At 64.3% G+C, this 14,751-nt stretch carries 11 protein-coding genes and 1 pseudogene; 6 read left to right on the plus strand and 6 right to left on the minus strand.

Annotation, left to right across the window (positions count from 1 at the left end; translation table 11 throughout):
• Positions 1–2: 2 nt before the first annotated feature.
• The gene (locus tag R9B84_RS32125) at positions 3–806 is read right to left on the minus strand and encodes a LuxR C-terminal-related transcriptional regulator (protein WP_423761463.1); all 804 of its coding nucleotides are present in this window, start codon (positions 804–806) and stop codon (positions 3–5) included.
• 154 nt (positions 807–960) lie between these two features.
• Here R9B84_RS32125 and R9B84_RS32130 point away from each other — a divergent pair, with 154 nt between their 5' ends.
• Together R9B84_RS32130 and R9B84_RS32135 are read left to right on the plus strand one after the other, a co-directional pair.
• Complete coding sequence (locus R9B84_RS32130; protein WP_423761464.1) at positions 961–2,070, plus strand: P1 family peptidase; 1,110 nt, start codon at positions 961–963, stop codon at positions 2,068–2,070.
• Between the two features lie 56 nt (positions 2,071–2,126).
• Entirely contained in the window at positions 2,127–3,239 is a 1,113-nt protein-coding gene (locus R9B84_RS32135) for a polyamine ABC transporter substrate-binding protein (protein ID WP_423761465.1), read from the plus strand.
• 110 nt (positions 3,240–3,349) lie between these two features.
• Here the strand turns inward: R9B84_RS32135 and R9B84_RS32140 are convergent.
• Positions 3,350–3,487: pseudogene (locus R9B84_RS32140) on the minus strand (IS5/IS1182 family transposase); the annotation flags it as partial.
• A gap of 70 nt (positions 3,488–3,557) precedes the next feature.
• Between R9B84_RS32140 and R9B84_RS32145 the strand changes: the two are divergent.
• From R9B84_RS32145 to R9B84_RS32155, 3 genes are all read left to right on the plus strand, one after another.
• A complete protein-coding gene (locus R9B84_RS32145) occupies positions 3,558–7,013 on the plus strand; it encodes an adenylate/guanylate cyclase domain-containing protein (protein ID WP_423761466.1) in 3,456 nt (1,151 codons plus the stop codon).
• An 87-nt stretch (positions 7,014–7,100) separates the two neighbouring features.
• Positions 7,101–8,150 carry a patatin-like phospholipase family protein gene (locus R9B84_RS32150; protein ID WP_423761467.1) on the plus strand — a complete coding sequence of 350 codons (1,050 nt, stop codon included), beginning with the start codon at positions 7,101–7,103 and terminating at the stop codon, positions 8,148–8,150.
• Between the two features lie 138 nt (positions 8,151–8,288).
• Entirely contained in the window at positions 8,289–8,828 is a 540-nt protein-coding gene (locus R9B84_RS32155; RefSeq protein WP_423763526.1) for a hypothetical protein, read from the plus strand.
• Positions 8,829–9,078: 250 nt separating this feature from the next.
• Here R9B84_RS32155 and R9B84_RS32160 read toward each other — a convergent pair whose 3' ends face one another.
• The 3 genes from R9B84_RS32160 to R9B84_RS32170 form a co-directional block, all read right to left on the minus strand.
• Positions 9,079–10,251 (minus strand): NAD(P)/FAD-dependent oxidoreductase, encoded by a 1,173-nt coding sequence (locus R9B84_RS32160; RefSeq protein WP_423761468.1) that lies wholly within the window; start codon positions 10,249–10,251, stop codon positions 9,079–9,081.
• 192 nt (positions 10,252–10,443) lie between these two features.
• Entirely contained in the window at positions 10,444–11,595 is a 1,152-nt protein-coding gene (locus R9B84_RS32165; RefSeq protein WP_423761469.1) for a branched-chain amino acid ABC transporter substrate-binding protein, read from the minus strand.
• A gap of 438 nt (positions 11,596–12,033) precedes the next feature.
• On the minus strand, positions 12,034–13,062 hold the full coding sequence (locus tag R9B84_RS32170) for a DUF1338 domain-containing protein (RefSeq protein ID WP_065502925.1): 1,029 nt from the start codon (positions 13,060–13,062) through the stop codon (positions 12,034–12,036).
• 224 nt (positions 13,063–13,286) lie between these two features.
• On the opposite strand from R9B84_RS32170, the gene R9B84_RS32175 reads away from it, so the two are divergent.
• Complete coding sequence (locus R9B84_RS32175) at positions 13,287–14,234, plus strand: LysR family transcriptional regulator (protein ID WP_423761470.1); 948 nt, start codon at positions 13,287–13,289, stop codon at positions 14,232–14,234.
• A gap of 19 nt (positions 14,235–14,253) precedes the next feature.
• Here R9B84_RS32175 and R9B84_RS32180 read toward each other — a convergent pair whose 3' ends face one another.
• Positions 14,254–14,748 (minus strand): hypothetical protein, encoded by a 495-nt coding sequence (locus R9B84_RS32180; protein WP_423761471.1) that lies wholly within the window; start codon positions 14,746–14,748, stop codon positions 14,254–14,256.
• Between the last annotated feature and the right edge of the window lie 3 nt (positions 14,749–14,751).

The raw sequence follows: 14,751 nt of genomic DNA on the forward strand, positions 1-14,751 counted from the left end.
TCCTACTCTGCCTGCGGCACTTCGTCCATGAAGAGACCGAACAGCGTAGCCTGCGACGAAATATCGAGCTTTCGGTAGAGATTGGTACGGTGAACCTTTGCCGTCGCGGGCGAAATGCCCAGTAACCGCGCGATGTTCTTGCTCGAATGTCCCGCCAGAATCTTCAGCGCGACCTCGATCTCCCGGGCAGTCAAGCGCGTGCTCGCGCGCTCGCGCAGCGCCTGCTCGAAATGCGCGCGCCGCTCGCTTTCGGCGGTCGCGCGATCGGTCCTGGGCCGCTCGCAGGCCGGCGACGGCACGGCGCGCCGCATCAGCGGCAGAATCCAGGTGCCGTACAGGCACAGCGTGCCGACATCCGCGGCACTAAAGCGCTGCCGGCTGCCGAGCGACAGCGAAACACGCTCCCCGCCCGGTAGCGGCACAAGAAACTGTATTTCGTCTTCCCGTACATTCACGGAGAAATAGCGCCGAAAGTACTCCGTCTCGCGAAACTGATCGGGCGCGACCTCATCGATCCGATACACGCCGGGACTGATCGGCCCGAGGCTGAACTGATAAAAAGGATCCAGCAAATACACGCTGTTCAGGTAGCCCTCGAACAGCGTGTCGGGTTTCGCGCCGGGTGCGCTCTCGGCGATCAGACAGGGCTTCTGCGTCGGGCTGAAGACCATCGCCACCCAGTTGTCGATCTGCACCGCGCCGCGCAGCAGGTCGATCAGCGCGTTCCAGAACTGCCGGTCGTCGAGGCGTTCGATCAGGCGTCCGAGCCGCTGATGGAACGCCAGGTCCGCAATGTCGAGCTTCATGCCATCTAATCCCAAAGGTGTAGTTTCGCACCCGCACCCCTAGCCCGCCGGACCGATGTTCGTGCCGCGCTGCGCCGCCTACCATCGCCGTACCTCGACATTCAACCGTCGCACTCAACGACAGGGCGCCGTCATGGTGCCCAGGAGAACAGGTATGCGCATCAGGGACATCGGCGTCCGGATCGGGCGTGGCACCCCCGGCCGGCTGAACAGCATCACCGACGTGGACGGCGTTCGCGTCGGCCATCGTACCGTGATCGAAAAAAAAGGAACAGTGTCGATCCAGACCGGCGTGACGGTCATCGAGCCGCGCGCGGGCATGGCAAGGCTCGAACCCTGCTACGCCGGCTACCACGTACTCAACGGCAACGGCGATGCGACCGGACTCGAATGGATTCGCGAATCCGGTCTGCTGACTACGCCGATTGCATTCACGAATACGCACAGCGTCGGCGTGGTGCGCGACGCACTGGTGCAGGCGGAGCGCGCGTCGGCGGGCTCGCATCAGTACTGGTGCATGCCGGTCGTGCTCGAGACGTTCGATGGCGTGCTCAACGACATTTGGGGCCAGCACGTGACGGCCGCGCACGTTCGCGATGCGCTGGCCTCGGCGCGCGGCGGCCCGGTTGCCGAAGGGTGCGTCGGCGGCGGCACCGGCATGATCTGCCATGAATTCAAAGGCGGCATTGGCACGGCGTCGCGGCGGCTGACCGGCGACGACGGTGGCTGGACGGTCGGTGCGCTCGTGCAGGCAAACTACGGTGTCCGCGAGGAACTTCGCGTCGGCGGCTACCCGGTCGGCGAAGTACTGAGCGACGTACCGTCGCCGTTCCGCAATCGCGAAGCCGGCGTGCCCGGCATGGGCTCGATTGTCATTGCGCTCGCGACCGACGCGCCGCTTCTGCCGCACCAGTGCACGCAGGTTGCGCATCGTGCGGGTGTCGGTCTCGCACGTGTCGGCGGCGGCACCGAATACGCAAGCGGCGACATCTTCGTCGCGTTCTCGACCGGTAATCGCGGATTACCCGTTGCCGACTACAGCCGCCTGAGCGCACCGCTGTCCACCGTGCAGAGCGTCAATCCGGATTACATGACACCGCTGTTCGTCGCCGCGGCCGAGGCCGTCGAGGAAGCGATCCTCAATGCGCTCCTCGCCGCGACCGACGCCGACGGTCAGGGCGTGCAGGTGAGCGCGCTCGGCGCCGAGCGGCTGCTGCATGCGCTCGACCGCGTGGGCTGGCGCCACGACGCGCAACGCGCATAGCGCATCCAATCGACTTCCAGATTCCCGCAACCCGTCATCATCGAACGAGAGCCACCATGACCGCTCCCAGCCTCATCACGCCGATCGCGGCCGCCGTCGCCGCCGCACTGATCGGGCTCGCCACGGCCGCCCCGCACGCCCGCGCCGACGAGCTGAACGTCTACAACTGGTCGGACAACATCGCCGACGACACCGTATCCGGCTTCCAGAAGCAGACCGGCATCCATACGCGCTACGACGTCTACGACGGCGACGAAACGCTGCAGGCGAAGCTGCTCGCCGGTTCGTCCGGCTACGACATCGTTGTTCCGTCGTCGGGCTACGCGGGCAAGCAAATCCAGGCAGGCGTGTATCAGAAGCTCGACAAGAGCAAGATACCGAACCTCGCGAATCTCGATCCGGTGCTGATGAAGATGATGGCGACCGTCGACCCGGGCAACCAGTACGCCGTGCCCTGGTCGTGGGGAACCGACGGTCTCGGCTACAACGCGACGAAGGTCCAGGACGTCCTCGGCAAGGACGCACCGCTCGACAGTTGGGATCTGCTGTTCAATCCGCAGTACGTGTCGAAGCTCAAGCATTGCGGCGTGTCGGTGCTCGATTCGCCCGAAGATGCGTTCGCCGTTGGCCTTGCCTATTTGCACAAGAATCAGAACAGCACGAATCCCGCCGACTATCAGGCCGTCTACCAGCTCTATCGAACCATTCGTCCCTACATCACGCAGTTCAATTCGTCGGGGTACATCAACGACCTCGCGAACAACGACATTTGCCTCGCGCTCGCGTGGTCGGGCGATGTCGCGATCGCCAAGGCGCGCGCCGCCGAAGCGCATCGCGCTTACGAGATCAGCTATGTCATTCCACCGGGCGACGGCGTGCTCTGGTTCGATCTGATGGCCGTGCCGAAGGACGCGCCGCACGCCGGTGCGGCGATGCAGTGGATCAACTATATCCTGCAGCCGAAAACGAGCGCCGCGATCACGAACCAGGTGTTCTACCCGAACGCCAATGCGGCCGCGCGACCGCTGATCAAAGCCGAGATCCTGAAGAACCCGGCGATCTATCCCGGCCCTGAACGCCTGAAGACGCTCACGCTGGGGTCGCCGATGCCGGCGGACATCATGCGGCTCGAAAGCCGGTTGTGGGCGCAACTGAAGAGCGGGCGCTGATCCAGGTTCCGGCGTGGCCCGGCCGATGGCCGGGCGCGTCGCGAACCGATTGCGCGTCGCTCGGCGAATCGCCTGCCGCTACCGGTCTCACGTTCCGTGTATAGGAAGCCTCAACAAAATGAATTTTGAAGCGGTCGCCGGCAAACGACGCAGGCGGCGATCTTCATGAATGCCTCGTGGAGGGCCGCGATGCGTTCAAACCGGATGCGCAGGCGTCTGAAGTCGTGAAGCGATGCGAAGGTACGCTCGCCGGCCTGAATACCCGCGGATAGTGGCGCATAATGTTTTGATGTCGACCCTTGGCAGGAAGAGGGTTTTATGCGCTGCACACTATGCGGATCCGAGAATCCTCCCGGTGCGAGGGTCTGCCAGGAATGTCGGGCCGTGCTGTCCCGCACTTGTCCGCAATGCGGACATGCGGCCGAGCCAGCAGCTCGCTTCTGCAGCAATTGCGGGACGTCGCTGGCACCAGCCGCCGCTGCGCCGTCGTTTTCTCTACCTTCGGGTCGGGAGCCGCCGCCGACACCCGTTCATTACACGCCCGATCATCTGGCCGAGCGGATCCGTGCCGAACACGCGGCCATGGCAGCGCGCGGCGAGCCCGCCGGCGAGCGCAAGACCGTTACTGCGCTGTTTGCCGACATGGCCGGATCGACCGCGTTGATCCACGATCTCGATCCCGAAGTGGCGCATCGCTTGATCGTGCCCGTGGTCGAGTTGATGATGGAAGCGGTCCACTACTACGAAGGGTACGTCGCGAAATCGCTCGGCGACGGCATCCTCGCGCTGTTCGGCGCACCGATCGCCCACGAAGACCATGCGCAACGAGCACTGTTCGCTGCCTTGCGCATGCAGCAGGCGATGCGGCAGCACGGCGACCGCATTCGTCTGCAGGAAGGCATTCCTCTGCAAATTCGCGTCGGCGTTCATACGGGCGAGGTCGTCGTCCGTTCCATCCGCACCGACGACTTGCACACCGAATACGATCCGCTCGGGCATACGATCCACATCGCGTCGCGGATCGAGGGAATCGCCACACCCACGTCCATTCTCGTCAGCGAGTCCACCCATAAGCTGGCCGAAGGCTATTTCGAGTTCAAGGCGCTGGGGGCAACGCAACTCAAGGGCATTCCCGCGCCGCTGTGCGTATACGAGCTGCTTGGCTTGGGGGCGTTGCGCACGCGCCTGCAGCGGGCGGCGCATCGCGGCCTCGCGCGGTTTGTCGGCCGTGAAACGGAAATGGAACATCTTAACCGCGCGCTGGAGGAAATGCGGGGCGGGCATGGGCGCGTGGTCGGCATCGTGGGTGAGGCGGGCGTCGGAAAGTCGCGCCTTTTCCACGAGTTCAAGGAGCGTTCACGGCGTGGCGCGCTGGTGCTGGAAACATTTTCGGTCTCGCACGGCAAGGCATTTCCCAATTTGCCGCTCATCGAACTCCTGAAGAACTATTTCCAGATCACGACGCAGGACGACGAGCGGCGCTGCCGGGAAAAAGTCATCGGCAAGGCGCTCACGCTCGAGCGCAGTTTCGAGGACCTCGTGCCATACGTCCTCTATCTGCTTGGAATCGGTGAAGGCGGGACGATACTGGTCGAGATGGATCCGCAGATCCGGCGCGACCGTACCTTCGACGCAATCGGGAAGCTTCTCGCGCGAGAGAGCCGGAATCAGCCGGTCCATTTGCTGTTCGAGGATCTGCAATGGCTGGACCGTGAGACAGAAGCCTTCCTCACCTACCTGGTCGACCGCGTGCCGGACGAGCGAATGCTCCTTTTGGTGAACTACCGGCCCGAGTATCGGCCCGCGTGGGACCGCGCGGTTCATTGCAGCAAGATCCGTCTCGAACCGCTTGGTCCATCCGATGCGCAAGGACTGCTTACGGCACTGCTCGGCGAGGATCGCACACTCGTGCCTCTGAAGCAGCTCATTCTGGAGAAGACGGAGGGCAACCCGTTTTTCATGGAGGAAGTGGTTCAGACGCTTGTCGAAGAGAAATCGCTGCTCGGCGATACCGGGCATTATCGGATCGTGGAGACCCCGGCGACGCTGCATATTCCCACCACCGTGCAGGGCGTGCTGGCTGCCCGGATCGATCGTCTTCCCATCGAGGAAAAGGAACTGCTGCAGGCGCTCGCAGTGATAGGCCACGAGTTTCCGTTCAGCCTGATCCAGCGAATCTGCAGTGAAGCGCCGGCGCGGGACGATGAACTACGTCGTCTGCTCGCCCATCTGGAAGCCGCGGAGTTCATCTACGAGCGCCCCGCCTTTCCCGAGGTCAATTACTCATTCAAACACGCGCTGACTCAGGAAGTGGCCGGGCGCTCGTTGCTCACGGAGCGGCGTACCACACTGCACGAGCGCACTGCGCAGGCGATCGAGGTGCTGTTCCCGACACGCATCGCCGATTACTGCAGCGAACTTGCGCACCACTACAGTCAGAGCGGAAACATTCCCAAGGCTGTCGAATATCTGCATCGTGCGGCGCAGCAGGCGCTACGTCATGCTGCCCACCCCGATGCAATGAATCACCTCGGCGCGGCGCTTGCGCTGCTCAAGCGTTTGCCGGATACACCCATGCAGGCGCATTGGGAACTGACGCTGCTGCTTTCCCTTGGGCCAGTCTTGATGGACGTCCGTGGGTACGGTTCGACCGAGGTGGGCGTGACATACAGGCGCGCGCTCGAGTTATGCGAGCGGACGGGTGAGGCATCGCAACGCTTTGCGACGCAGCTGGGCTTGCGGATACACCATCTGGTGCGCGGCGAGTATGCAATCGCGACTGATCTGAGCCACCAGATGCTCGATACTGCCCGGGATGCGAATGATCCAGGCTTGCTCGTGGAGGCACATGGTGCGCTGGGCGCCTGCTTTTTCCTGCAGGGCGATTTCGGCGCTGCTCGCGCAAACCTGGAACAGGCCCGTGCGATCTACGATCCGAAGCAGCATCAGGCACACGTCTTCGCACACGGGGTGGATCCTGGTATCCGGGCGCTCAATTACCTCGTATTGACCTTGTGGTTTCAGGGCTATCCGGAACAAGCGCTCAAACGCAGCGCCGAAGCACTCACGCTCGCGCAGGGCCTTTCTTATGGGCCATCTCTCGCGTTCAGTCTGACCTACGCAGCCCACCTGCATCAACTGCGGAGGGAGCCGGTGCTGGCCGGTGAGCGTGCAGATGCGGTCATTGCCGTATCGACCGAGCACGGATTGCCTTACTGGCTCGCATGGGGAACGATTCTGCGAGGCTGGGCGACGAGCGAGCAAGGAAACATCCGGGACGGAATCGCGCAGATGCGGCTGGGCCTCGACGCGCAGCGGGCAGCGGGTGGCGCAGACCTGCGGCCCTATGCGCTCGCGTTGCTCGCCGACAGTTACTGGCGTGCGGGTGATAAGCGGGCAGCACGAGACGTGCTGGAAGAGGCGATGGCGATCGTCGCGAAATCCGGCGAGCATTGCTACGAAGTCGAGCTCTGCCGGCTCACGGGAATCTATTTGGCTGGAGAGGCAAGCAAGGACGGCACGGCACCTGCACGCGATAACGAAGCCGTAGACTGTTTTCACCGAGCGATCGCGCGAGCGCGCCGGCAGGGTGCCAGAGCGCTGGAATTGCGGGCAGCGTCAGACCTTGCGAGGCTATTGCAACGGCAGGGGAAGACTGTGGAGGCACAGCGGGCGCTGTCCGAGGTGTACCGCTGCTTCACGGAAGGATTCGACACGAGCGACCTGCGAGAGGCGAAGGCGCTGCTGGATGCGTTGGACGCGCGCGCAGGATGAATGGACCGGCGGCGCACGACGACGTATCGCGTGACGACGTACCGTCCATTACCTGCCTTCGCATCACGGAGAGCTGGGGAGACTGGCATGACAATCACGCACACGAGACGCAGCAACGATGTACCGCGCAAACAGATCGCGCTGGCTTTGCAGGGTGGCGGGATGCACGGCGCCTTTACCTGGGGTGTGCTTGACAGTCTGCTCGACGACAGCAGGCTCGAAATAGAGGGTGTCAGTGCAACCAGCGCCGGCGCGATGAACGCCGCTGTTCTCGCATACGGGCTGCAACAAGGGGGCGAAGACGGTGCGCGCCAGGCACTGCACGACTTCTGGCAGGCAGTCTCACGCTCGGCGGAGCGCTACAACCCGCTGCGTTGGGCGCCGTGGCTGAAGGGCACGCACAGCTTCGGGCTCGATCATTCGCCGCTTTATGCATTCGCCGACATGATGCTGCGCGTTTTTTCGCCCTATCAGTTCAATCCGAACAACCTGAACCCGCTGCGCGAAGTGCTCGAAAGCCAGGTCGATTTCGACGCGCTGCGCAAACACTGTCCGATCCGGTTGTACCTGTGCGCAACCAATGTCGAGACGGGGAAAATCCGCATCTTCACCGGAGAGGATGTCAGTGCGGACGCGGTACTTGCATCGGCATGCGTGCCGACACTGTTCCAGGCGGTTACGATCGATGGCGCGTACTACTGGGATGGCGGTTACATGGGTAATCCGGCCATCTATCCTCTCATCTACAATTGCGCGACGCGCGACGTCGTGATCGTGCACATCAATCCGCTGGTGCGCCGCGGCGTGCCAATCACGGCAGCGGAAATTCTCAACCGTATCAGCGAGATCAGTTTCAACTCGTCGCTGATGCGCGAGATGCGAGCCATCTCGTTTGTCACTGACCTGATCCGGCAAGGCACGATAAAACGTGGCGAGATGAAGGAAATGCTGATCCATTCCATTCGCGCCGACGACGCCCTGTGCGCGTTGAGCGTATCGAGCAAGTACAACGCGGATTGGGGATTTCTCAGCGAACTGCATGACTACGGGCGACGCGAAGCGGATGCGTGGCTCGCGCATCACTACGGAAACATCGGACAGCGGTCGAGTATCGACATCCGCAGTGAATTTCTCTGAGCGCATCGCGGTAATGTCGGCATCGGGCGATCATGCGCGGCCGTCCCGGGCCAAGGAGCGAACGTGAACCGGACGCAGGCGCGGTTCGTCGCGTTGTGGTCGTGCAGCGGCGGGACACATGCCGAGGATGTCTATCGCATGCTGGCGCAATGCTATATGGAGCCGGCGCGCCATTACCATACGCTCGTGCATGTCCGGCGATGCTTGCGTCATCTCGACCTGGCGCGCGACTCGATTCCCGAACCGGACGCCGTCGAGCTCGCGCTCTGGTTCCATGACGCGATTTTCGTTCCGGGTGCGCAAGATAACGAGCAGCGTAGCGCGGACTGGTTCAGACGCGAGGCAGAGGGGCGAATCCACGCGTGCGACCGTATCTGCGCGATGATTCTCGCGACGACCCACCTGGGCATTGCCGCGGAACTGGATACCCGTTTCGCATGCGACATCGACCTGGCCGTGCTGGGCGCTTCTCGCAGCCGATTTCGCGAAGACGGCCGGCACCTCCGGGCAGAGCGCCCCGATCTTGACGACCGGGCTTACGACCTTCATGAACGGACGATTCTTCGCGGGCTGCTCGACCGCCCGCGCATCTATCTGACCGATTTCTTCCATACGCGCTGCGAGACGCGAGCGCGCAGGAATTTGAGCTGGCGGCTGGGCTTGCCGAGTCCGGAATAGCCACGACACGCTGCTGTCGGCATTCACGATTAGCGCTGGCGGTGCCCGGTAAGAAAGGGCGGTTCTACGCAGATCGCTGTTACGACTCCGGGTGACATCGAACATGCAGTCCACAACCGCGGTATCGAGGCGGCGATCGCCAAGCGCCCCTCCACCGAAATCCATAAGGAAAAAAGGCCCGACAAAGTCGGGCCAATGGGTTTGAGACACAAGGAGAATCCCGCCCCCTGCAGCGGGCGGTTACGTCGCGCTACACGACGTTCTTTTCGACGATCGGCCGGTTTTCCAGCACTCGCGCCCAGCCGAGCGACGACAGGTCGAGCGTTTCATAACGCCCGCCCAGAATGAGTTCACTGACGCCACGCCCCGTCGCCGGCCCCTGCTGCAGCCCGTGGCCGCTATAGCCGTTCGCGAACACGACGTTGTCGAGTTCCGGGTGATACCCGATGATCGCGTTGTGGTCGAACACGTTGTACTCGTAGTACCCGGACCAGCAGTTCTCCACGCGCAGCGCCTCGAACTCCGGCACGCGATTCGCGAGCGTCGGCCAGATCACCTCGTCGAACAGGTCGTGATCGACTTCGTCGAGCGGCAGATCGTCCGGGTCGCGGTCCGGGCTCGGCGACGTCCCGCAGATATACGTGCGCCCTTCCGGCCGGAAATACACGCCCGTCGGATCGATCAGCAGCGGGCAATCGGTGAGCTTCGCCGGCGACGACACGTTGAAGATGCTGCGGCGCCGCGCATACACGGGGATGTCGATGCCCATCATCGACGACAGCGTGCGTGCCCATGCACCCGCCGCGTTGACGAGCGTGTCGCACGCATGGCGCTCGCCGTCGCCCGTCACGACATGCGTGACCTTCCGTCCATCGCGTTCAACCGACTTCACATCGGCCGCCACATACCGCGCGCCGAGCGCCTGCGCTTTCTTGCGCAGCGCCTGCACGAGCCCGTAGCCGTCGAACCAGCCTTCGCCGCTCACGCCGTACGCGCCGGACACGAGATCGTCGACGTTCAGCCACGGAAACTTCGCACGCAGCGCATCGCGATCCATCAGCCGGATATCGGCGCCGAGGCTGATCTGCAGCGCATGGTTCTCGCGCAGCGTCGCATCGCCGGCCGGCGTTGCCAGGAACAGGTAACCGCCTTCGTGCAGATCGATCGACGGCCGGTTGCCGTCTACTTCGAGCCGTTCGCCGATCGTGCGCAGGAAGTCGATGCCGAACAGCGACATCTCGATCGACAGCGGCGTCGAGAACTGCTGGCGAATCGACGCGGCCGACAGCGCCGACGACGATCGCGCATAGGTGGGGTCGCGTTCGATGACGGTCACGGCGACCGTCGGATCGGTGGCGCGCAGGAAATAGGCGATCGAGCTGCCGATCACACCACCGCCAACGATGACGACTTGAGAACTCACGACTGACTCCAGTTGCACGTAAAAGGCACGGCCAGCCGGCCGCGCCCGTTGGTTGTTCGTGCCGCGTCGCGCGCGGCGTCGCGTCTGCAGGCTTCCCGGGCGATCGCCCCGGCGTGCGCCGCGATCGCAACCGATCGCTCACGGTATTTCAGCACGTCCGGCATCGCCGCGAAAGTCCGCGCGCGCGTGCGTTCAATCCGACGATTTCGTCGTGACGGGCTGCCACGCGGCGTTCTTCACTTCGTACAGCGTCGAGCTCGGGTTCTTCAGGTCGCCCGTGTCCGTGAACGCGATCGTGCCGGTGATGCCGTCGTAGCGGGTGCCCTTCAGCGCGCCGTTGAAATCGGCCGGCTTCGTCGAGTTCGCCTTCTGCATCGCGTTGATTGCGATCCACGTCGCGTCGTACGCGAACGGCGCATACGCGAGCATGTCGACGCCGTACTTCTGCTTGAATTTCGTTTCGAACAGCTTGCCCTTCGCGAGACGCGACAGCGGCTGCCCGTATTCCCACACGGCCGCGCCTTCCGCCGCATTGCCGGCCAGCTTGATGAAGTTCGCGTTCATCACGCCGCCGCCCGCGAGGAACTGCGCGCGGATGCCGAGCTGGCGCATGCGCTTGACGAGCATCGCGGCCTGCGCGTCGAGGCCGCCGAAGAATACGAGGTCGGCATTCGTGCTCTTGATCTTCGTGAGCTGCGCGCTGAAGTCGACGGCCTTGTCGTTCGTGAATTCGCGCGCGACGATCGTGCCGCCGTTCGCCTTCACGGACTTCTCGAATTCGTCGGCTTCGCCCTGGCCGAACGCAGTGCGATCGTCGATGATCGCGATGCGCTTCGCCTTGGTCACGCTCGCCGCGTAGGCCCCTGCGTTGCCGGCGTTCTGCGTGTCGGTCGCGATCACGCGGTACACGGTGCCGAGCCCGGCACGCGTGATGTCGGGATTGGTCGCCGACGGCGTAATCATCGGAATGCCGGCCTTCGCGTAGATCTTCGACGCGGGCAGCGTCGTGCCCGAATTGAAATGGCCGATCACGACGGCCACCTGCGCATCGGCGAGTTGCTGCGCGGCCTGCACGCCGGTGCGCGGATCGCTCTGGTCGTCCTGCGACGCGACGACGAACTTCACGGCCTTGCCGCCCACGGTCGTGTGCGCGGCATTCGCTTCGTCGACGGCCATGCGCACGCCGTTCTCGATGTCCTTGCCGTATGCGGCGCCGCCGCCCGTCAGCGGGCCGGCCACGCCGACCTTGACGACCGTCTCCTGCGCATCGGCCGCGCCTGTCTGGAACGCGAGGATCGCGGCGGTCAATGCAATGCCGGAAAGCGAACGAATGCGGAACGTCATGGCAGTCCTTGTTCTGTGGGTCGGGATGCAACGCGCGGCTGCCGCGCGTCGGCAACCTCCTGCGTGCCGGTGAAGTCGTCCGCTGCCAGCGCGCCATTCAACGAAGGCGCAGAACCGGCCTGCCGATCACCGTGGTTCCGTCTCTGTAGAACCTTTCACCGCGAAAGAGGTGAATGGATTGTGGGTAGCCAATACCCGTGCAGCAAACGAATTATCGGAACTATGTTGTGAGAATTCGTCATCAAGTTCCGGTGCGCGACAAGCGCGCGGCACGTGCGTCGGCGGGCCGGCGCCCCGTCGTTCTTCGGCCGCGGCCAAACTCAATCGGGCGAGGCGCTTGCACGCCCCGCCCGATCGATTCGCTGCATGCAAAGCCGAGAGTCGATACGCAAGCGGCAATCATGCCGCCGCCGCATCACCACCCGCTTCGCCGCACGATTACTTCGCCGCGTTCGCGGTCATCTTGAAGATGCCCTGCGCGTTGCCCGCGTCGAAACGCAGGTCCGTCACCCAGCGGCGCGCCGCCTGGTCGAACGTGCGCTTGCGCGTGATGAATTCGTAGAACGAGCCCGGCACGTTGCGCTTCACCGTGCCGCCGTCGCGCGTGCGGAACTCGCGCTCGACGGTATCCGCGCGATACGCGGTCTGGAACACGCGGCCCGAGCGCGAGCGCTCGACTTCCGGCTTCATCGGCCGGCCTTTCGCCTTCTCGTCGTCGGACAGCTTGAACACGTCGGCGACGCGGTCGGTCGCATGGTTGAACGCGTTGCCTTCGGTCGAGATCCACGCCATTTCCGCCGATTCCATCAGCAGCGTTTCGTAGTCGAGTTCGTTCGGCAGGTCGTGCTGGCGCGCGAAGGCGCCGACGATCTCTGGCAGCAGCGCGTGCGCGGCGTCGAGCGACAGCCAGCCTTCGCGTTCGACTTCCCACAGCAGCGCAACGGCCGCCGGCGACAGCGGATCGCGCGACGAGCTCACGACGTTCGTCACGGCCTGCTGGAATTCCTTCGAGAAACGCTCCGGATGCAGTTCGCTGACGAAGAACTGCGCGATTTCGTCCGGTGCGTCCTCGTGCGCATACGCGCGGCCGGTCATGCCGAGCTTGTCGAGCGGGTAACGGCCGTTCAGGCGGAAGCCGAGCGGACGCAGGATGCGCGTGAACGCGGCTTCGCCCGGCGGCAGCGCGCCCGTGTGCGGCCAGCGCACCGTGCGCAGCGCGCCGTGGTCGAAGTAGACCGAGCCGCCGCTTTCGATCGCGTCGGCCGTGTACGCGCGGCCGTTCGCCGAACGCTCGAGCAGCCCTTCGAACAGCGCCATGTTCATCGCCTGCGCGATCTCCGCGCGCGTCACGACGCCGTCTTCCCATTCTTCGAGGATGGCGGGCATGTTCAGGGTCGAGAACAGGGCGTCGGTCTTCGCCTGTCCCAGCAGCTTCGTCAGCAAGCTCTCGATATTCGGATTGCGCATCAGGATTCTCGTCTCGGGGGACCGCCGGCAAACGTGCCGGCAACTCGTCGGCCGGCGGCCCATTGGGCGCCAACCTTGCGTGGCAAGCATTATTCAAAGGGTTGCAGGCGGGCGTAAAGCGAGATTAAATTGAGATGTGATGAGTTTTTGGAATTATTGTCCGTCCCTGATCCCGCTCGCCGGCCCGCGCCGAGCGGGTCCGTTCATCAGACGAATAGAGCATCATGCGTAAATTCAAGATTCCCAACATGGGCGCGCTCGTGGCTTTCGAGGCCGCCGCGCGCCACGAGAGCTTCACGCACGCGGCCAAGGAGCTGTTCCTGACCGAAAGCGCGGTATCGCGGCAGATCGCGACGCTCGAGGCGAGCCTCGGCGTGCGGCTGTTCGCGCGCGTGAAGCAGCGCGTCGTGCTGACGCGCGCCGGCAAGCTGTACGGCACGCAGGTGCGGCGCGCGCTGGAAGCGCTCGACCGCGACACGCTGTCGATCATCGCGCACGGCAGCGGCGGCGGCTACCTGGAGCTCGCGGTGCTGCCGACGTTCGCGTCGCACTGGCTGATCCCGCGCATCAAGAGCTTCTACGACCGCACGCCCGACGTGCGCGTGAACATGGGCAGCCGCACCGACCTGTTCTCGTTCGAGGACACGCACTTCGAGGCCGCGATCCACTACGGCAAGCCGACCTGGCCCGGCACGTCGTCCGACTACCTGTTCGGCGAGGAAGTCGTGCCGATCTGCTCGCCCGCGCTGCTCGACAGGCCCGTCGAGCGTGTGGAGGATCTGCTCGCTTACCCGCTGCTGCACTCGACGACGCGCCCCGGCGCGTGGGCGCAGTGGTTCGAGACGCATGGCGTCGAGGACATCCGCACGATGCAGGGCGTGCGCTACGAGCTGCACACGATGCTGATCAGCGCGGCCGCGGCCGGGCTCGGGATCGCGCTCGTGCCGAAGTTCTTCGTCGAGGAACAGTTGCAGCAGCTCGGCCTGGTCGTGCCGTGCGACGCAGCAACGGTCGGCGATTCCGCGTACTACCTCGTGTATCCGACGGAGCTCAGCCACAGCAAGCCGCTGGAGCTGTTTCGCGGCTGGCTGCTCGAGCAGGCGAGCGCGTATGCGGCGCCGGAGGGGGATGCGGATGACGCCGACGCGGAGGATGACGAGGACGTCGAGTAACGGCGCGGTTGCGTCAGCGTCATGGCGCGGTGGCGTTGCAGGCGTGCCGCGCCGGCACGCTGGCCATGACGACCTTCACTAGCCGCGCGCTATCGGGCGTTTCCAGCCCCGGGCACGCGGTATATAAATCGCGGATCACGAGCGTCGCGCGCCCGTCGAGCAGGCAAACGCCGTGCGGCTGCGCGGCGGGCAGCCTCAGCCCGCGTCGCGCAACGTCCTGGTTCGTGAAAACGATCATGCCCGCGCGTTGCGAGCGGTCGGGCAAGCGCTTCGCCGACGCATCGTCCTCTTCGAACCACACGTCCGGCCCGATCGCTTCATCGTCGTAATCGACTGCGTAACGACCCGACAGCGTGATCGCGCGGTCGACATGCACGGCATGGCATTCCGGCTCCGCATCGGCCAGGATCGGCTGCTCGCCCGCCGCGGCCGGACCGCACGCCAGCAACAACACGGCGCACAGCGTGCGGGCGCGGCCGGTCAGGTTCGATACATCAAACGCTTGGCGGATCATGGG

This window comes from Burkholderia sp. NLJ2, from assembly GCF_049487195.1.
GTDB lineage: Bacteria > Pseudomonadota > Gammaproteobacteria > Burkholderiales > Burkholderiaceae > Burkholderia > Burkholderia pyrrocinia.